Genomic DNA, 18,440 nt, shown 5'->3' with positions numbered 1-18,440 from the left:
TCCTCTTTATTTATCCGCGTTTCGATGTTACGTTATACTCATAGGTATGTATCTCATCAATAAGCTTGCTGTCCGGTGCAATATTGCTGCGGCGGCAATATTCATCCCACACAATTCCTGCAGGCATTGATTTTACGTTCTCAAGCAAGGCAAGTCTGGCAAAAAAGTCGCCCTCGTCCTCATAGGCGGCAATTTTTTCGTGGGGTAAAAGCAGTGCGCACAAGAGAGCTTTGCGCGCAGAACGGCAGCCGAGAGCCCAGGCTCCGATACGGTTGATTGAACCGTCAAAAAAATCAAGACCTATATGAATATTTTCAAGTTTACGGCTTTTTACAATTTCTTCACACATCAAACGCAGATCGTCGTTCAAAATAATAACATGATCCGAATCCCAGCGCATAGGACGGGAGAGGTGCAGCAAAATCTCTTTCACAAAGAGCATAACCGAAGAGATTTTATCGGCAACATTTTCGGTCGGATGAAAATGCCCCATATCAAGAGTCAGCAGTTTGTTCCTTGTAAGCGCATATCCTAAATAAAATTCATGAGAACCGGCAACATAGGCTTCAGAACCTATGCCGAAAAGCTTTGATTCTATAGAATCTTTAAGATATGCTTCGGATATGTTTTCAGAAAACAAAGCATCGAGGGATTCACACAGAATTTCGCGGTACACCTTTCTGTCGGCGGGAATATCTTTCATCCCGTCGGCAATCCACACATTATGAATACAGGGACTTTTTTGCTTTTCGCCGAAAAAAGCGCCGATTGTACGGCATCGTTTTCCGTGCTCAATCCAAAAATCCCGTATACCGCGGTCTTTTGAACAGAGGGTTAGGCCTTGAGCTTTGGGATGGGAAAAAAAAGTCGCATTAAAATCGAGATGAAAGCCGCAGGACCGTGCCCAATCCAACCAGCTTTGGAAGGCGGACGGCTCCAAAGCATCCCTGTCAACGGGTTTTGTATTTTCAAAGTCGGCATAATTTGCATGAAGACTTATTCGATGAGTTCCGGGGGTTAAGGAAACCGCCTTTTCAATATCCTGACGCAATTCCGCTATCGAACGGGCCTTTCCGGGATAACTGCCGGTTACCTGAATCCCCCCGCCGCTTAAACTGCTGCCGGCTTTTTCAAATCCGCCGACGTCGTCTCCCTGCCAACAATGCACCGATACGGGAATCTTATCAACCGTTCGAATTACAGCCTCGGTATCTATACCGTATTCGGCATACTTTTCTTGTATTTGTTCATACACAGTGCTCATACGTACCTCTTGTTTTAATCGGGATCAATCACATAAGATAAATCAGCCGCAATAAACCGTTTTTTTTACTTTTCGCAGTAGTAAAATACTATCACTAAGTTTGTTTTACACCTTGACAAAAAAGTCAAAAATTAGCACAATTTCGTCAGAGGTATGCCATGTACCAACTCTTCGCACAAAAATATTGGGAAGAAAGAACAATTCCTTTCCACTTTGAATTCAGAAACAATCAAGCTCCCTTCCCTATCCATTCTCATGATTTTCATGAACTTGTATACATATACAGCGGAACGGCTGTTCATCTGACAAAATACGGCAATTATGAAATCAAGGGCGGAGACGTTTTAAGTATTAAGCCGGGACAGTACCACGGCTTTAAAAAAATCGATAATTTGGTTTTAATGAATATATTGATACGCCCGAGTTTTTTAACACAGGATATTTTTCACTTAAACCTCATACCCGCCTATAACACCTTGTTTGAACAAATTACCGCAAAAAAAGCCGAAAAAACGCCGCCCGTTCATTTCAGCCTTTCCAAAACGCAATCTTTTGAAGTCCGTGCCTTAATCGAATCCATGCAGCAGGAAATACGGGGACAATACAGCGGTTATATAACTCAGGCAATCACTTTTTTTTTACAGCTTGTAGTTTTACTGGTCAGAATTTATGAAAACAAATATTACTCGGACTGTCCGTCGGATAATGCTTCGATAAGGCTTATAGACTATATAGAAAAGAATTTTCATAAAAACATCGATTCTTCCGAGCTTATTGAAATAAGCGGTATGTCGGCAAGCAGCATTTTGCGCACATGTAAGAGAATCACCGGTTACAGTCCGGCTGCTTACCAAAAGCGGCTGCGTATGTTTTCGGCTATCAATGAGTTGGTTCAAAGCAATAAATCAATTACACAAATAGCCCTCGATGTAGGATATAACGACAGCAACTATTTTTCGCGCTTATTTAAAGATTTTATCAATCTTACGCCTTCCGAATACCGCTTGCAATTCCGTGAAAAATAAGGAACGCGCCCGCCCGTACCGTCGCTGTTCGATTTTGGAAAAAACGGTGTGAAATTTGCCGAAAATATCTCTTTTTTAGTATATTTAAAACATTCCATATTATTTTTATAAGGAGTGCTGTTGTGGCAACCCATCAATTTCAAACGGAAGTAAATCAGCTTCTTAAACTTATTATTCATTCGCTGTACTCGAACAAAGACATTTTTTTGCGCGAAATCGTATCAAACGCTTCGGATGCCTTGGATAAACTCAAATATCTAACGGTTTCCAAAGACGAATACAAGGATGTGCGCTTCGAGCCGCGCATCGACATATATTTTGACGAAGAGAAAAAAACGCTGAGCGTTCAGGACAGCGGAATCGGTATGGACGAAGCCGATTTAAATGCGAATTTGGGAACGATTGCACGCTCCGGCACCAAAGCCTTTTTGGAGCAGCTTGAAAAAGATGCGCAAAAGGACTCGGCCCTTATCGGACAATTCGGCGTGGGCTTTTATTCGGCCTTTATGGCATCTTCGCACATCGATGTCATTACGCGCAAAGCGGGAAAAACCGCCGACGGAAAAGTCAACCCCCTGTACCGCTGGTCGAGTGCGGGCACCGAATCCTACGACTTGGAAACACCGGATGCTTCAAACGATGAAGTAAAGCGTTACGGCTTCGACAAAGAAGAAGCGCACGGGACGGTCGTCATTATGAAGCTCAACGATGAAAGCGGAGAGTACGCAAGCCGCTGGAAGGTTGAAGATTTGGTAAAACGCTATTCGGATCACATCGCCTTCCCCATTTACCTTCATTATGTGCAAAAAAAATACGACGATAAGGGTAAAGAAACCGGAAGCGAAAATAAAACCGAGCAAATAAACAGCGCGAGCGCTTTGTGGAAGCGGCCGAAAAGCGAATTGAAAAAAGCCGATTACGACGATTTTTACAAAACCGTTTCGCACGATTCGTCCGATCCGCTTCTTTGTGTTCACACCCATGCCGAAGGAACGCAGGAATACACAACCCTCTTTTACGTTCCCGAACGCGCCCCCTTCGATATGTATCAGGCGGATTATAAAAGCGGCGTTAAGCTGTACGTAAAGCGCGTTTTTATCACCGACGACGAAAAAGAACTGCTTCCGCCCTACCTGCGTTTTGTTCGCGGTATTATCGATTCGGAAGATTTACCGCTGAACGTAAGCCGAGAAATTTTACAGCAAAACCGCATTTTAACGTCGATAAAAACCGCTTCGGTTAAAAAACTTTTAAGCGAATTCAAAAAAACGGCGGAGGCGGCAAAAAAAGCAAAAGAGGATAGCGACGAAGCAAAAAAATGGAATACCTTTGTGTCGCAGTTTAACCGCCCGCTTAAAGAGGGTTTATACTCCGACTTTGCAAATAAAGACGATTTATGCGAAATTATCCGTTTTAAAAGTACGGCCGAAGAAGGAACGGGCGAAAACAAGTGGACAAGCTTTGCCGACTACGTACAGCGCATGAAAGAAGGCCAAAAAGCAATCTACTATATCACCGGAAACGACGAGCAAAACCTGCGCAATTCGCCGCTTTTGGAAGCCTACCGGGCAAAGGGCTTTGAAGTCCTCATTATGGCCGACGAAATCGACGATATCGTATTCCCCGCCTTGGGAAAATACAAGGACTTTGACTTAAAAGCGGTCAACCGTGCCGGAAGCGATGAAGAGCTCGGCGTGGATAAAAAAGAGGCGGAAAAAAAGGAAAAAGAATTTAAACCGCTGACCGAAAAAATCAAAAAAGCCCTCGGCGAGCGCGTAAAAGACGTACACCTTTCCAAGAGGTTGTCCGATTCTCCGAGCTGTATCGTTGTAGACGAAAACGATCCTTCGCTCCAGCTTGAACGCATGATGAGGGCGATGGGACAATCCGGTATGGGAGAGGTAAAGCCGATTTTGGAAATCAACGGCGACCACCCCCTTGTCGCTTCTTTAAAAGACTGCGAGGACGAACAGCACATCGGCGACGTATCGGCCGTGCTTTTGGATCAAGCGCTTTTGGTAAGCGGTGCGGAATTAAAAGACCCCGCCGACTTCGTTAAAAAGCTGAACCGCCTTTTAACCCGCGCGTAACAATGAAGCTGCCGAAGAGCATCCGTTTTTCGGCGGCTTACAAACGGTTTGCGGCTCATCGATAATCAACAACCCCGACGCAGAGCATCGGGGTATGTTGTTCTCATAAGGTGGTTGCAGTCGGCTTTAATACCCTTTGTTACGACGCAGAGCGTCGGGGTATTAAACCCTCCGCACGAATAAATCTTTGACGATTAAGGAAGAAGAATTAATATGAATAAAAGAAAACCGATTGTATTATTTTTTCTTCTATTTCTATATTTCAACATATATGCAAATGCGGGAGTACCGATGATAGCGGTGATTTTTCCCAAAACGGTACTGTCTTTTATTCCCATAATTTTGATAGAAATTGCCGTACTTACAAAAATCTTAAAAATGAATAAAAAGAAAACGGCTTGGGCTGTTGTTGCGGGAAACCTGTGTTCCACGATTTTCGGAATTCCCGCCACATGGACGATTCTCGTCCTTTTCCAAATTTCCACAGGCGGCAACGGGTTTGTAGGCGGTGTCGGCAATATAACGGAAAGCATTCTTTCGGTTACATATCAGGCACCGTGGCTTTTGCCCTATGATGATTTATATTGGCGGGTTCCGGTTGCTGCACTGTTTTTGCTTATAGCGTTTTTCTTTGCTTCATGGCTTATAGAAACTCGGGTCGAAAGGCTTATATTAAAAAAAGAGATTGCAGACAAAAAACGCTTTAGCCGCACCGTTTTCATCGCCAACCTGTTCAGTTACGCATTTCTTGCGGCGGTTCTTGCCGTTTCTTTTGTTTTGGACTACCGACGCGGCATTCTGTAAGTACGGCAAAGGGATTAACAGACAAAACTCCTATTTTTCCGTTTTTTTCTTGCTATATTCCCCATCTTCTAATTTTTCAATAAATCCATCAAGCCGGTATTTATAAAGAGATTATCTTTTCCGACCTTAATGCATCTAAGAATACCGATATCTTCCAGCCGGTGCAGGTAACGGGAGGCCGCTTTTCGCTCTACGCCCAGAGCTTTTACAATAAACTCAATCCTGCAATACGGATTTTCAAAAAGAGTTTCTACCAGCTCTTTTGAATAAATTTTCGGAGCTTCCGATTTTACTTTTTCGATTGTATTATCTAAAAGTTCCTTTATGGCTTTTACTTTCCGAATCGTTTCTGCAGCGGTTTCTTCTATTCCTTTAAGAATAAAAATAATCCAGCCTTCCCAGGCTTCTTCCGTACGGACTTTTTGCAAAAGTTCGTAATACAGGTCTTTGTGCCTGATAATATATGAACTTAAATACAGAATCGGAATATCAAGATGTTGTTTTAAAATCAAATAGAGGATGTTTATAATCCTTCCGGTTCTTCCGTTCCCGTCATAAAAAGGATGAATGCTTTCAAACTGATAATGAAGAACTGCAAGTTTTGTCAGCGTATCATCATCATTGTTTAAATACTCGGTAAAGTTTTTTAAAAGGCCGTCAATTTCTTTTTTTGTCTGCGGCGGAGTATACACAAGTTCATTTGTACGGTCATTTACAAGCTTCGTTCCGGGTAACGTTCTGATTCCCGCATCATTTCGGACAAGCACTTTTTGAATATTCACAATATCATTTATAGAAATAAAATCATGTTTTTTTAGTTCGGTAAAACCTGCGTATAAGGCTTCTCTGTAAAACATAACCTCTTTTGTAGCGGAATCCGTTTTTTTTACGGTTTCGGAAAGAGCTTTATAAAGATCATCTTTTGTAGTGATGATATTTTCAATTTCCGAGCTGTCTTGAGACTCCTGAAGTACAACGGCATTAATAAGAATAGACTGATTCGGAATTACCTTTGCAATACCTTTAAGTTCGGCAAGAGTTCTGGAAGCCTTGTTTTCCGCTTTGAGAATAGGAATCGTTTCGGTCTTTTGGGAATCGACCGGCAGCCTTTGTAATTCCGACATGTCCCGATTATACCCCTTTTTAGGACATATCGTCAATATATGTACCAAATAAATCAGAAACGGTACATATTATTTATAAAAACTAAAGCTGCCGAAGAAAATCAAGTTCTTAGCTCCCCTCCGCCGTAAGATTTTTAAGCCAGTATTCCTTTTTCAACCACAAGGCGGCAATCAGAGCCTTGGCCCAATCGGTTGTTTTTATAAGGCCGTACATCATAACAGGCCCTAAAGCCGTAAAATATGTGAGAGCATACATTCCCGGCAGCACCAAAAAGATATTTATCGTTACGTCGGTAATAACACCCATCATAGTGTCGCCGCCGGTACGAGATACGGCGAATTGTCCGTTCAAATAAGCCCACAGGGGCATATATACGGCGTTCATTAAAACCATACTGCGCGTAACGCTTTGCGCTTCGGCACTCAAATGTGCAAAAACAAGGGGTATCAAAAAGGTCGTAAAAATGCCGAATACCGTCATAAGCACACCGAATACAAAGGTTCCGCTTAAAAGCCAATCTTTTTGCATACGCGCTTTTTCCAAATCACCTGCCCCTAAGGTACTTCCCATAATAACGTTTATCGAAGTATGGATACCGCCGAAGCAGATAAAAAAGAGGTTTGCAATCGTAAAGCCGGCCGACATTCCCGACACGATTTCCGCACCGCCGCGGCTGTTATATAAGGCGGTAACCACCGATTCGGTTAAAATCCAGCTCATATCGGATAATAAAATCATACCCGATTTGGATAAAATAGATAAAAAAAGCTCAATACGGATTTTGAGGATATTCCGAAAACGCGAATAAAAGGCGGGCTTTTTTATGCCGATATAGACTATAAAGATTAAAGCTTCGCATGAACGGGCAATTATCGTTGCATAAGCGGCGCCGGCGGCTTCCAGCCGGGGAGCACCCAAATTGCCGTAAATAAAAACCCAGTTAAAGAAGGTATTGATAAGGGTTGCGGCAACCGAAAACAAAAGAGGCGGCCGGACGAGACCTGTTTCGCGCAGAGAAGTGCCGATTGACATGGAAAGCGCCATCGGAACCCATGTAAAAGCGGCAATCTTCATATAAACGGCTGCCGTTTGAACGATTTCTCCGCTTTGTTTATTACCGTGAACCATAAAGGCTAAAACCGGCTTAGGATTGACATAACAAAAGAAGGTATATAGAACGGAAAAAAATACGGTAACAACGACTTTAAAGCGAAACGACTGCTTCATTCCTTCAGCATCTTTTGCGCCGTTATACTGCGATATAAATATTCCGCCGGAAACACAGAGGGCATTCAAAAATACGATAAATACAAAGTTGATTTGTCCGGCAATATTTACTCCCGACATTTTTACGTCGCCTAAACCGGCAACCATAAAATTGTCTATAAGAGAAACCATGCTTTGGATAAAGCTTTGCGCCATAACGGGCACGGCAAGCGCCAATGCTTTTTTATAAAAAGAAGGAGAACCGAAAAGTTCTTTTTTGTGAAACACCGAAGCCTTCATCGCCCTGCCTTATGCGCTGCCTTCCAAACAAATACCGTATAAAAAAATACGAGATTTGCCGCATGAATCTTGCGGTACTCCCAACGCCCCGCGCATTTCTTTAAGCCGTGTAAAACCGCTTTTATCGTAGAATTTGTAGTTGCAATCGGTATCGGTGGTCAGCACAAAGCTTTTCAGATTTTGCTTATCCGCCCACTGAAAAAAACGCATCAAAAGGCTCTTTGCAAGTCCCTTTCCCTGTGCCGCTTCGTCCACAAATAAACACAAAATCTCAGAGTCATACGCCACATTTTTTAAAAGCTTTTTTTGTACCGCACGATATTCCCGAAAAGCTTTACGGACGGGCTCCCGCTTTCCGTAAAAACCGCACAGCCACAGCAAAAAAACGCGCATATAAAAAAAACAAATACGGTTTATTTTTTGCAGCCTATTTAATAAACCCTGAAAACCTTTCGGCCGTATTTCGGCAAACAAAAACGCCGCACAGACATCCCCGTTATCTCCGTCCTTTTTTACAGCCGTATCCGTATAATCGCTGTGCAGCCGGAACCAATCGATTACAAAGGCATTTAATAAATCCGTGCTCTTTGTTTCCGGGAAATAGGTGTCAAAACGCCAGGTAGGAGCAATTATACGCGCACAGTCTTTTTTATCGTTACGTATATAGGGACGGAAAACATAGTTCATAGTTTATATCATATATCTTTACAATAAAAAACTCCAGCGGTATACTAAAATCCATGATAAAAAACCTTTTATTCGATATGGACAACACACTTTATTCCTCGAAAAATTCAATTGAAACAAATATGCATAAACGCATGGTACGCTTTATTGCCCGATTTTTAAATAAAAGCGAAGACGACGTTACCGAAGAACGCAAACGTAAACTTCCTTTTTACGGAACCACCCTTGAATGGATAATGGCCGAATACGGATTTTCGGACACGGATGCCTATTTTCAATATATACATCCGGATGAGGAGCTTGAAGAAGTAGATTTTGACCCCGGCTTGCGCCCCTTGTTGCAGGATTTAAGCAAAACCTATCACTTAAGCGTTTTAACAAATGCTCCGGCGGTTCACTATGAACGCATCCTCAAGCACTTGAATATCTTCGACCTTTTCGACGGTATCTACGGCATAGAAGAAAACAAACTGCGGGGAAAACCTCATGCCGCCGCTTATCTAAACGCCGTACAGGACAAGGGTTTCACCGTCGAAAACACCCTCTTTTTGGACGACCTTCCGAAATATATAAAGGGTTATACCGCACTCGGCGGAAAAGCGGTTCTCGTAGATCACGAAGGCAGATTTGCCGCCCTGCCTTTGAGCGAAGAAGCGCCGCTTGAACGCCTCAAATCAGTCTATGAACTTCCGGCCTTATTGGACAAAATAAATTCACACAGGACGGATATGCACTGATGTTTTTTTCAATGATTTTTTATACGGATAAAAAAGGCCGCGGCATTTGGACAATCTCGCCGCTTTTCAGGGCGTTTATGCTCGCCGTTTTTTTATTAAGCGCGGCCGCCCTTTTTTTTCCGGCGGAAAGCGAAACAGGCAGTACGGCGGCACTCAGCTTTATTATTCCCGCATTTTTTTTACTGCTTTCTCTTCTCGGACTTCTGTACCGCGATTGCTGTATTTTCGAGCCCGATGCGCGGATGCTTATCTTCAAAACGGGTCTTATCTTTTTGTCCAAGCGGCGCCTTATTCCCTTTGATGCTGTCGATTCGGTACGCGTCATTACCGTATACCGGGGGAAAAAACCGCTTGAGTTCCAATGTGTCCTGTACTCAAAAGAAGACTGTATGCTCGCCGATATCGAGCACGTTAAAAAAAATGCACAGGAAGCTCTTGAAAAGAGGGCAAAAAAGGCGGCGTACTTTATCGGCTGCAAACTTGAATACGCAAACCTCTAAAGGCGGCGTTCGGCTTATACTTCATTGACAGCCGCTTGTTTTGCGGTATACTATGAGATAATATGAAAATTCAAACGCAGGCCGCAGCCACGGCATTTTTTCAAAAAGCCGCAAAAAAAATCCCGCCGTCGGCCGATATATTAAAAATCATTTCTCTTGTTGTTTTTGCAGAGCTTATGGTTTTACCCTTCGGCATGGATAAGATGGACTTATTTAACACCGAATCACAACCTCAGCTCTTATATTTGTTTACGGCCCCGTATTCGGGGGCGGTACAAAGAGGATTTAACTTTTTTTATGTAAACTGTCTTGCCCTTTTTCTTGTACCGGCCGCTTTTATTACGATTTTCACATCGTTTTTCCAAAAAAAAATAAACCGAAAAATCGTCTATCTTTGCGCCCTCATACCGGCCACCTTATATCTGTCTGCCGCAATAGCCGGAATGATTACCTGTGCAAACACCGTACGCTGGTATTATGCCTTAAGCTTTAGGGTGTATCTGGCTTTTTTTACCGCCTCCTTTTTTCACTTTTTTTTAATAGCATACGGCATTATTTCAATAAAGACGCAAAACACCCCCTATGTTGAATATAAAAAACTGTTAACGGAAGAAAAACGCGCGGAACGGGCTTTACAAAAAAAGACTGCGGAAAAATCAAAAAAACAAAGCCGCGCCGAAACCGATATAAACAAAGATTTTGTAACATCCGTGCGCTCTTTTTTTCAAAAAATTACGGCAAAGATTAAGGCCGGACCGGATAAAACATATATAAAAATAAAAATTACAATTGTTATTCTTTTTACGATACTTGTCATCCTTACAACCTTTATTTACACGGACTTAAATAACTACCGTACACTTCTTACACAAACAGTCAACAATATGGGAAAAAACCAGGCCGAGCAGGTTGCGGCAATATACGTTTTTTCGGACGGTCTTCATGCAAAAATAAACGCCTTTTTTGAAGGCATAAAAAAAACAAACGATTCTTCTCCCTTCCCGTTTCAACGGGTTGATATTATTACAACGGGCAGTAAAACGCCGATTTTTCTTGAAAAAGCCGACCTTTTTACGGAATTCCCCTTATTCGATGTTTTTTCCTATACGACTGCAGCCGGTCAGGTACACAAAATCCCCTCGGAAGAAAAGATTATTTCCGCCGGAAATGCCGCCCTTTATATAGACCGTTTTAAAAACGAAAATGCCGGAAGCATAAGTGTTTACAAGGCGGAAAAAGGAACATATCTGTATATCCATCCGATAACATTTTCCCGAAAAGACGGCCAAAGGCTGGTAGGATTTTCCGTCGTCACTTATTCAAAGGAAATTCTCGACAAGCCCTATTTTCAGGCAAAGGTTTTTATCTTTGCCATTTCGGCAATCTTTTTCTACGCATCGGTAATCATTACCCTCTTTCTTGCGGATTTTATCGCAAACCCGATTATCTTTTTGTGCGGCAACATCAGAAGAACCGCACATATCCTCGGCGGAATGCTTTCGGGTAATGCAAAAATCAAAGCCGATACGCTTGTATTTGAAGAAAACGTCAGTACCCATGATGAAATCAAAACGCTTTCCATAGAAATAAACAACATCGTTACACTCGTCCGCGGCATGCTCCCCTATGTTTCATTCCATACCGTTCAAAATGCGGAAAAACAAATAAGCCGCCCGAGTACTACACGGGAGCTGTGTTTTTTATTTACCGATATACGCGGTTTTACAAATCTCTGCGAAACCATGCCGCCGAAAGAAGTTATACGGCTTTTAAATCACTATCTCGATGTGGAAACGAAAATCATCTTCGATAACGGCGGGGATGTGGATAAATACGTCGGTGATGAAATAATGGCCTTTTTTTCAGGTCCCAGAAAAGAAATAAATGCCTGTAAAGCCGCAATGGAAATACGTAAGGCGATGCAGCGTGAAAGACAAATCGCCGTTACGGAAGGAAACACCGCCATTTCAATCGGTATAGGTATCAATTCGGGCTCCGTCGTATTCGGCTCGGTCGGTTCGGAAACGAGAAAAGACTTCACTTCAATCGGAGATACCGTCAATCTTGCAGCCCGGCTCGAAAGCGCAAATAAAGAATACGGTTCAAAATCGATTATTTCGGAAAACGTGTACGAAAACCTGAACGATAATTTTATATGCCGGGAACTTGACTATATAACGGTAAAAGGAAAAACCGAGCCCGTGCGCATTTTTGAGATTTTGCAGTCAAAAAAGCAGGCTTCGGAAAAAGTATATGAGATAAAGCGCCTTTTTGAAACGGGTCTTGCATATTATCGAAAAAGAAAATGGACTCAGGCGGAAAAATATTTTACTGAAGCTGCGGAAACATACAACGATGTACCCTCAAAAGTATTTTTAAAAAGAATAATCCGTTATCGCGAAAATCCGCCTAAACCGGGCTGGAAGGGTGTATTTATAATGAGCGTAAAATAGCGCTTGTACACGAATGCCCGCTTGCGGTAAAATTAAAACAAGAATAAGGGATGGCCGAAACTGCGGTACGGATCCGCTTCCGTAACGTCCCGTCTTGAGGGGTTTATTATGAAAAATGCCTATGTCCAACGCGTTTGGGAAAACGTTCAAGCTAAAAATGCTTGCGAAAGCGAATTTTTACAAGCCGTTCATGAAGTATTGGAAACGCTTGAAATCGCCGCCGAAAAAATGCCGGAACTCGAAAAATATGCAGTGTTGGAGCGCTGCGTCGAACCGGAACGCATTATTATATTCCGCGTGCCGTGGACGGACGATGAGGGCAAGGTTCGGGTAAACCGCGGTTACCGTATACAATTTAACGGCGCCATAGGCCCGTACAAAGGCGGCATACGCTTTCACCCTTCGGTAAACTTGAGCATTTTAAAGTTTTTGGGCTTTGAACAGGTATTTAAAAACAGCTTAACCACCCTGCCCATGGGCGGGGCAAAGGGGGGCGCCGACTTCGACCCTCACGGTAAAAGCGAAGGTGAAGTTATGCGCTTTTGCCAATCCTTTATGACCGAATTATACCGCCACATAGGTCCGGATACCGACGTTCCGGCAGGAGATATAGGCGTCGGAGCGCGCGAAGTGGGCTATATGTTCGGGCAATACAAGCGCTTAAACAACGAATTTACGGGCATTTTAACCGGAAAGGGGCGCTCTTTCGGCGGCTCTTTAATCCGCCCGGAAGCTACCGGTTACGGCCTCGTATATTTTGCCGAAAACATGCTTGCAAAGAAAAACAAATCGCTTAAGGGCTTGCGCTGTGCCGTATCCGGAAGCGGCAATGTAGCCCAATACGCCGTCAAAAAACTTATACAAAGCGGGGCACAGCCGCTTACCATGTCCGATTCTTCCGGCTTTATCTACGATCCAGACGGCATAGACGAAGAAAAATTTGCCTTTATACAGGAATTAAAAAATGCCCGCCGCGGCCGCATAAGCGAATATGTACAAAAATATCCGTCGGCACAATACAGTGCGGGAAAACGCCCCTGGTCGGCTGCGGTCGACTGCGCCTTTCCCTGTGCAACCCAAAACGAATTAAACGCCGAAGAAGCGCAGGAATTGATTAAAAACGGCGTATCCCTGGTTGCCGAAGGCGCAAACATGCCCTGTACCCCCGAAGCGGTTGCCCTCTTTCAAAAAGCGGGTGTTTTATACGCTCCGGGCAAGGCGTCGAATGCCGGAGGCGTTGCCGTATCGGGTCTTGAAATGAGCCAAAATTCCATGCGTTATTCGTGGACGGCTGAAGAAGTGGACGCCAAGTTAAAGACGATTATGAACGACATTCACGACAGCGCATATCAAGCGGCCGCACGCTTCGGCATGGAAGGCAATTACGCCGCAGGTGCGAATATTGCAGGCTTTTTAAAAGTCGCCGAAGCGATGATTGCCCAGGGAGTCGTTTGATTTTTAAGCCGGTTATTCCATCCCGTTGCGCTTGCATAAATCCGTGACGGGACATTCGACGCATTTCGGGCTTCTTGCGGTACAGATATAGCGCCCGTGCAAAATAAGCCAATGGTGGGCGTGAGCCATAAATTCGGCCGGGATGCATTTGAGTAAATCCTGTTCAACCTGGAGCGGCGTTGTTCCCTTCGACAATCCCATCCGCGGCGATATGCGCAAGAGATGGGTATCCACCGGCATCGTCGGCTCGCCGTATACGACGTTTAAAACGACGTTTGCCGTTTTTCGCCCCACACCCGGAAGCCGCTCAAGGTCTTCGCGCTTTCTCGGCAGTTTTCCGCCGTACTCGTCGATAAGCATACGGCACAGCCCCATAACGTGCTTTGCCTTTGAGCGGTACAAGCCTATCGTTTTTATATACGAAATAAGACCTTCTTCGCCCAGGGCAAGAATTTTTTCGGGCGTATCTGCAACCTTATAGAGGGGACCTGCCGCCTTATTGACGCTTTTATCGGTTGCCTGGGCGGAAAGCACCACCGATACCAAGAGGGTAAAGTGATTCGGCGCTTCCAACTCCGTCGCGGGTTCCGGATTCAGCTTTTGAAAGCGCGTAAATAATTCTTTTATCTCTTCAGGCGAAAGTGTGACAAAGTCTTGCCGGGACGCCATTTTAACTTACAACTCCGTTTTTCCGACTTCGGTTTTACTTTAATGCCTTTTTAAGCGCATCGGTTTTATCGGTTTTTTCCCAGCTGAACTCTTTACGCCCGAAGTGTCCGTATACGGCGGTTTGGCGGTACACCGGTTTTTTAAGGTCGAGCGTTTGTACAATACCTGCAGGAGAACAGTCAAACACCTCTTTTACCGCCTCGGTTAAAGCCGATTCATCGACCCTTCCGGTGCCGAAGGTGTCGATCATAATCGACACGGGGAAGGGAACGCCGATTGCATAGGCAAGCTGAACCTCACAGCGCTCGGCAAGTTTGGCGGCAACGATGTTTTTTGCAATATAGCGCGCCATATAGGCCGCCGAACGGTCAACCTTTGAAGGATCCTTTCCGCTGAATGCACCGCCTCCGTGGCGCCCCATACCGCCGTAGGTATCGACGATGATTTTGCGCCCCGTAAGTCCCGTATCTCCGGTCGGACCGCCGATAACAAAACGTCCGGTCGGGTTTATAAAAAATTTCGTCTTTTTATCCAAAAGCCCCGTCGGTTCCAAAACCGGCTTTATGATTTCTTCGGTTATGCCTTCGCACAGGGCCTTGTATTTTACGTCCGCGCTGTGCTGATGCGATATAACGACCGTATCGATTCTGACGGGCTTATGTCCTTCATACTCTATAGTAACCTGAGCCTTTGAATCGGGACGCAGCCAGGAAAGGGTGCCGTCTTTTCGTACCTTGGAAGCTTTGCGTAAAAGCTTATGAGAATACATAAGAGGAGCAGGCATAAGTTCCGGCGTTTCCGAACAGGCAAAACCGAACATCATACCCTGATCACCTGCCCCCTGCATTCCCTGAAATGCCTTTAAACCTTCTCCGCTTACCCCCTGACTTATGTCGGGCGATTGGGAATGAATCATATTCATAACGGCCATGGAATCGCAGTCCAAGCCGCAGGAGGCATCCGTATAACCGATTTCGCGCGTAATTGAGCGCGCAAGAGCCGGCACATCGACAAAGGTACGTGTGGTAATTTCGCCTCCGACCAAAACCAGAGCGGTTGAAGCGAAGGTTTCGCATGCAACGCGGCTTTCAGGGTCGTCTTTTAAACATGCATCCAGTACCGCATCCGAAATCTGGTCGCACAATTTATCGGGATGACCCTCTCCGACGGATTCCGAAGTAAACAAATATTTTTTATCCATGATGTAACTCCTTTCCCGAACGGCACAAAACCGCAAGAAAAAAACGCCTTTATCCTGAAAAAATGCTTGTCCGGGACTACACAAAACATCTTTTCACTTATATACTGAATACGGAATAAGACTGTTTTACGTTTTGTGCATTTACGCATACGACATAGTATAGTTTATTTTCAAACAGTGCAAGCATAAAACGGAGGATTTATGGCATTAAAAAAAAGTTACGACAAAAGCGGTAAAAAATGTGCGGTTACTTTTTCCCTTTCCGCAGAGGCTGCAAGAGGTGCCGAAAAAGTATGGCTGTGCGGAGACTTTAACAACTGGAGCTCTTCGGAAACCCCGATGAAAAAGCTCAAAGACGGCTCGTTTTCGGTTAAAATAAGTCTTGAAAGCGGATGCGAATATCAGTTCCGTTATTTGATTGACGGAAAAACATGGGAAAACGATTGGGCTGCCGACAAATATCTTCCCGCACCCTTTTCCGATGCGAATAACTCGGTTGTCTGCCTTTAAAACACAAGATTAAAGTCTTGGTCCAATAAAACAAGGGCTGCCTCCAAATCGGGGGTTGCACTGATTTCTCTGTCCCTGTCGATACAAAGAGCGCTGATGTTTTGACTGCGTAAAAATTCAGTGCCCCGTTCTTTTCCCATTATAAATACGGCGGTCGCAAGAGCATCGGCGCTCATTGACGAGCGGTGAATAATCGTTACCGACATAAGCCCGTTATCGGCAGGTTTCCCGTCCGTAAAGTCCAAAAGATGGTGGTAGCGCCGCCCGTCTCTTTCAAAAAAACGCTCATACACGCCGGATGTAACCACCGAACAGTCTTTTAAAGCCGCCGCAAGAACGGGAGAGCCCGCGGAATCAAAAGGATTTTTTATCCCCACCTTCCACGCATTGCCGCCCGTTTTTTCACCGACCGCATAGATGTTCCCGCCCAAATCGACAATCGCGCCTTTTATACCGAAACTGTGAATCATTCGGGCAAGTTCATCGGCAGCATATCCTTTTGCAATGGCCCCCAAATCGAGGGCGCAGCCTTTTTGTTTTAAAAATACGGCAGGCTTTTCACCCTCGGTTAACACAAGGTCCTTCCAATCACAAAGGGGAAGCACCCTGTCTATTTCTTCCCGGGAAGGAAGATGGGGGGCATCGCTTCCGATATTCCAGAGTTGAACAAGGGCCCCTCCTGCCGGGTTAAAGGCTCCGCCGGTTAAGGCCGCAAATTCAAGGGCGGCTTTGACAACCTCAAAGGTATCTCTATGAACTTCAACGGGTTCAATTCCCGCTGCCGTATTGATTCGGGCTATATCGGAAGAAGGAATGTTGACACTCATATGTGCTTCTATTTCGCTCAGGCGGTTAAAGAGGGCATCGTAGTACTTGGGCTTACCTTTTTCAAAAAGCTGAACGGTACATACCGTACCCAAAACAACCCGTGTTTGCGAAGGTTCGTTTTTCCGCCCGCATGAGACAAAGACAAGGGAAAAAATAAAAGATAAAAAGAGGAGTGTATAAAACAGAGGAACGGCTTTATATAAACGCCGCTTTTTCAGTAATCCGTACATACTCTCACTATACCTTTTTTTACGTTTTTATAAAAGCGGTATTAAAAAATTGACAGAACCGAATATTCCCAAGTACAATAAGGTATGACTTTATCGATAAAAACGGCTAAAATTATTGTTGAAGAAATAAGCGGTATTATCGGACGGCAAATCAATATGATGGATGCCGAAGGAACGATTATTGCAAGCACGGACCCCGTCCGTTTGGGCACCTTTCATGCGGCGGCAAAAAAAATCATCGATGAAAACCTGAACGAAATTACCGTTCACAGCGACAGTGAATACAGGGGAGCTCTGCCGGGAACCAATATTGCCGTGCGTTTTAAGAACAGACCCGTTGCGGTTATCGGGGTCACCGGTCCTTATACCGAAGTCGTAAAGTACGGTCAAATGCTTAAAAAAATGACCGAAATTTTAATCCGCGATGAATATTATAAACAGCAAAGCGACATCGATGCCCGCATAAAAAACCGCTTTTTAAACGAATGGTTTTACGGTTCTCCGGAAACGATAGACCGGCGTTTGGAAACACAGGGGCAGTCCCTCGGTATCGATATAACCGTTCCCCGCCGAATCATTATCTTTGAACCCGTTTTAAAAATCGGATATTCCGAAAAAAACGCTTCACCGCCCCGTACGGGAGGAACGGCGGAAAATGAACTTAGGCCCTCCGATATTCAGCGGTATATAGACAATACGTGGAAAACAATCGGGACAATGATACGGCACGAAGCCCATGCGGCGATGCTTATTTCCGGCAATGTCTTTATCTGTGCGGTAAGCAGCAGAAGCGACAAACAGCTTTTGGATTTGGCTCAAGCCGTGTGTACCGCCGTAGAATCCCGCTATCCCGTTTTACTGGCTGCAGGTATGGATGCAAAAACCGACGATTACCGCTTAATAAACAGTGCCCGCCTTAAAGCGGAAAAAGCTTTAAAAACCTGTCTTCGCTCACCGTCCAAAGAGCCGCGCCTTTACGATACCATCAACATGGAGATTTTTTCGAGTGAAATTCCCGATCCGGTCAAAAAAGAGTATATTACGCGTATTTTTAAATCGTACAGTGAAAAAGAAATCGGCCGCTGCATAGGTATTTTGGATGTTTTTTATCAGGAAGAAGGTTCTTTGACAAAAACGGCCCAAAAGCTGTTTATGCACAAAAACACACTGCAATATCAATTGAATAAGCTGAAAAAACAAAGCGGATACGACCCGCGTTCGATTCGATTTTCTTCACTTTTTTACAATGCCGTACATTTTTACCGCGATTTGGAACATTAAAGCGCCTGCGGCACACCGGCTTTGTTCCCGGGAACATAAAAAGGGCATAAAATTTGTTCTCGGGAACATATCAAA

At 44.4% G+C, this 18,440-nt stretch carries 16 protein-coding genes; 9 read left to right on the top strand and 7 right to left on the bottom strand.

All coding sequences use genetic code 11. The annotated features are described in order from the left end of the window. Positions 1 to 10 precede the first annotated feature (10 nt). Entirely contained in the window at positions 11 to 1,264 is a 1,254-nt protein-coding gene (locus V1L52_RS01230; protein ID WP_428770479.1) for an L-rhamnose isomerase, read from the bottom strand. A gap of 158 nt (positions 1,265 to 1,422) precedes the next feature. On the opposite strand from V1L52_RS01230, the gene V1L52_RS01225 reads away from it, so the two are divergent. The 3 genes from V1L52_RS01225 to V1L52_RS01215 all read left to right on the top strand — a co-directional run bounded on the left by V1L52_RS01225 (position 1,423) and on the right by V1L52_RS01215 (position 5,183). Continuing rightward, positions 1,423 to 2,289, top strand: a complete 867-nt coding sequence (locus tag V1L52_RS01225) for a helix-turn-helix domain-containing protein (protein WP_428770478.1) — start codon at positions 1,423 to 1,425, stop codon at positions 2,287 to 2,289. Positions 2,290 to 2,411: 122 nt separating this feature from the next. Further along, positions 2,412 to 4,379 carry a molecular chaperone HtpG gene (htpG, locus tag V1L52_RS01220; RefSeq protein ID WP_428770477.1) on the top strand — a complete coding sequence of 656 codons (1,968 nt, stop codon included), beginning with the start codon at positions 2,412 to 2,414 and terminating at the stop codon, positions 4,377 to 4,379. A gap of 291 nt (positions 4,380 to 4,670) precedes the next feature. Next, positions 4,671 to 5,183, top strand: a complete 513-nt coding sequence (locus V1L52_RS01215; RefSeq protein ID WP_428770476.1) for a hypothetical protein — start codon at positions 4,671 to 4,673, stop codon at positions 5,181 to 5,183. Positions 5,184 to 5,251: 68 nt separating this feature from the next. Here the strand turns inward: V1L52_RS01215 and V1L52_RS01210 are convergent, their stop codons facing one another. From V1L52_RS01210 to V1L52_RS01200, 3 genes are all read right to left on the bottom strand, one after another. After that, on the bottom strand, positions 5,252 to 6,307 hold the full coding sequence (locus tag V1L52_RS01210; protein ID WP_428770475.1) for a Fic family protein: 1,056 nt from the start codon (positions 6,305 to 6,307) through the stop codon (positions 5,252 to 5,254). A gap of 109 nt (positions 6,308 to 6,416) precedes the next feature. Continuing rightward, positions 6,417 to 7,814, bottom strand: a complete 1,398-nt coding sequence (locus V1L52_RS01205; protein ID WP_428770474.1) for an MATE family efflux transporter — start codon at positions 7,812 to 7,814, stop codon at positions 6,417 to 6,419. Positions 7,815 to 7,823: 9 nt separating this feature from the next. Then, positions 7,824 to 8,501 (bottom strand): GNAT family N-acetyltransferase, encoded by a 678-nt coding sequence (locus tag V1L52_RS01200; protein ID WP_428770473.1) that lies wholly within the window; start codon positions 8,499 to 8,501, stop codon positions 7,824 to 7,826. Positions 8,502 to 8,554: 53 nt separating this feature from the next. On the opposite strand from V1L52_RS01200, the gene V1L52_RS01195 reads away from it, so the two are divergent. The 4 genes from V1L52_RS01195 to gdhA all read left to right on the top strand — a co-directional run bounded on the left by V1L52_RS01195 (position 8,555) and on the right by gdhA (position 13,646). Beyond that, positions 8,555 to 9,238: an HAD-IA family hydrolase gene (locus V1L52_RS01195; protein ID WP_428770472.1), complete on the top strand. Its 684-nt coding sequence runs from the start codon at positions 8,555 to 8,557 to the stop codon at positions 9,236 to 9,238. Beyond that, positions 9,238 to 9,738 carry a hypothetical protein gene (locus V1L52_RS01190; protein WP_428770471.1) on the top strand — a complete coding sequence of 167 codons (501 nt, stop codon included), beginning with the start codon at positions 9,238 to 9,240 and terminating at the stop codon, positions 9,736 to 9,738. Before V1L52_RS01195 ends, V1L52_RS01190 begins: the two co-directional genes overlap by 1 nt. A gap of 62 nt (positions 9,739 to 9,800) precedes the next feature. After that, the gene (locus tag V1L52_RS01185; RefSeq protein ID WP_428770470.1) at positions 9,801 to 12,191 is read left to right on the top strand and encodes an adenylate/guanylate cyclase domain-containing protein; all 2,391 of its coding nucleotides are present in this window, start codon (positions 9,801 to 9,803) and stop codon (positions 12,189 to 12,191) included. 108 nt (positions 12,192 to 12,299) lie between these two features. Next, the gene (gene gdhA / locus V1L52_RS01180) at positions 12,300 to 13,646 is read left to right on the top strand and encodes an NADP-specific glutamate dehydrogenase (RefSeq protein ID WP_428770469.1); all 1,347 of its coding nucleotides are present in this window, start codon (positions 12,300 to 12,302) and stop codon (positions 13,644 to 13,646) included. 12 nt (positions 13,647 to 13,658) lie between these two features. Here the strand turns inward: gdhA and nth are convergent, their stop codons facing one another. Beyond that, positions 13,659 to 14,315 (bottom strand): endonuclease III, encoded by a 657-nt coding sequence (gene nth, locus V1L52_RS01175; protein ID WP_428770468.1) that lies wholly within the window; start codon positions 14,313 to 14,315, stop codon positions 13,659 to 13,661. A gap of 34 nt (positions 14,316 to 14,349) precedes the next feature. Then, positions 14,350 to 15,516, bottom strand: coding sequence for a methionine adenosyltransferase (gene metK / locus V1L52_RS01170; RefSeq protein WP_428770467.1), 1,167 nt, complete (start codon positions 15,514 to 15,516; stop codon positions 14,350 to 14,352). A gap of 201 nt (positions 15,517 to 15,717) precedes the next feature. Here metK and V1L52_RS01165 point away from each other — a divergent pair, with 201 nt between their 5' ends. Continuing rightward, positions 15,718 to 16,026: an isoamylase early set domain-containing protein gene (locus V1L52_RS01165; RefSeq protein ID WP_428770466.1), complete on the top strand. Its 309-nt coding sequence runs from the start codon at positions 15,718 to 15,720 to the stop codon at positions 16,024 to 16,026. Here V1L52_RS01165 and V1L52_RS01160 read toward each other — a convergent pair. Further along, on the bottom strand, positions 16,023 to 17,084 hold the full coding sequence (locus tag V1L52_RS01160; protein ID WP_428770465.1) for an FAD:protein FMN transferase: 1,062 nt from the start codon (positions 17,082 to 17,084) through the stop codon (positions 16,023 to 16,025). The two genes, V1L52_RS01165 and V1L52_RS01160, sit on opposite strands and share 4 nt — an antisense overlap. An 84-nt stretch (positions 17,085 to 17,168) precedes the next feature. Between V1L52_RS01160 and V1L52_RS01155 the strand changes: the two genes are divergently transcribed. Further along, positions 17,169 to 18,365 carry a CdaR family transcriptional regulator gene (locus V1L52_RS01155; RefSeq protein ID WP_428770464.1) on the top strand — a complete coding sequence of 399 codons (1,197 nt, stop codon included), beginning with the start codon at positions 17,169 to 17,171 and terminating at the stop codon, positions 18,363 to 18,365. Positions 18,366 to 18,440 lie beyond the last annotated feature (75 nt).

This window comes from Treponema sp. HNW, assembly GCF_050320395.1.
In the GTDB taxonomy this organism is placed as follows: Bacteria; Spirochaetota; Spirochaetia; order Treponematales; family Treponemataceae; genus Treponema_C.
The sequence above is the reverse complement of the archived record's forward strand: the minus strand, read 5'-3'. Positions and strand labels throughout refer to the sequence as shown.

Excerpts from the sequence above, each read along its gene's own strand:
- V1L52_RS01200 (WP_428770473.1), bottom strand. The coding sequence starts at position 8,501 with ATGAACTATGTTTTCCGTCCCTATATACGTAACGATAAAAAAGACTGT.
- metK (WP_428770467.1), bottom strand. The coding sequence starts at position 15,516 with ATGGATAAAAAATATTTGTTTACTTCGGAATCCGTCGGAGAGGGTCAT.
- gdhA (WP_428770469.1), top strand. The coding sequence starts at position 12,300 with ATGAAAAATGCCTATGTCCAACGCGTTTGGGAAAACGTTCAAGCTAAA.
- V1L52_RS01215 (WP_428770476.1), top strand. The coding sequence starts at position 4,671 with ATGATAGCGGTGATTTTTCCCAAAACGGTACTGTCTTTTATTCCCATA.
- V1L52_RS01205 (WP_428770474.1), bottom strand. The coding sequence starts at position 7,814 with ATGAAGGCTTCGGTGTTTCACAAAAAAGAACTTTTCGGTTCTCCTTCT.
- V1L52_RS01155 (WP_428770464.1), top strand. The coding sequence starts at position 17,169 with ATGACTTTATCGATAAAAACGGCTAAAATTATTGTTGAAGAAATAAGC.
- V1L52_RS01165 (WP_428770466.1), top strand. The coding sequence starts at position 15,718 with ATGGCATTAAAAAAAAGTTACGACAAAAGCGGTAAAAAATGTGCGGTT.
- V1L52_RS01210 (WP_428770475.1), bottom strand. The coding sequence starts at position 6,307 with ATGTCGGAATTACAAAGGCTGCCGGTCGATTCCCAAAAGACCGAAACG.
- V1L52_RS01160 (WP_428770465.1), bottom strand. The coding sequence starts at position 17,084 with ATGTACGGATTACTGAAAAAGCGGCGTTTATATAAAGCCGTTCCTCTG.
- V1L52_RS01195 (WP_428770472.1), top strand. The coding sequence starts at position 8,555 with ATGATAAAAAACCTTTTATTCGATATGGACAACACACTTTATTCCTCG.
- V1L52_RS01190 (WP_428770471.1), top strand. The coding sequence starts at position 9,238 with ATGTTTTTTTCAATGATTTTTTATACGGATAAAAAAGGCCGCGGCATT.
- V1L52_RS01185 (WP_428770470.1), top strand. The coding sequence starts at position 9,801 with ATGAAAATTCAAACGCAGGCCGCAGCCACGGCATTTTTTCAAAAAGCC.
- V1L52_RS01230 (WP_428770479.1), bottom strand. The coding sequence starts at position 1,264 with ATGAGCACTGTGTATGAACAAATACAAGAAAAGTATGCCGAATACGGT.
- V1L52_RS01225 (WP_428770478.1), top strand. The coding sequence starts at position 1,423 with ATGTACCAACTCTTCGCACAAAAATATTGGGAAGAAAGAACAATTCCT.
- nth (WP_428770468.1), bottom strand. The coding sequence starts at position 14,315 with ATGGCGTCCCGGCAAGACTTTGTCACACTTTCGCCTGAAGAGATAAAA.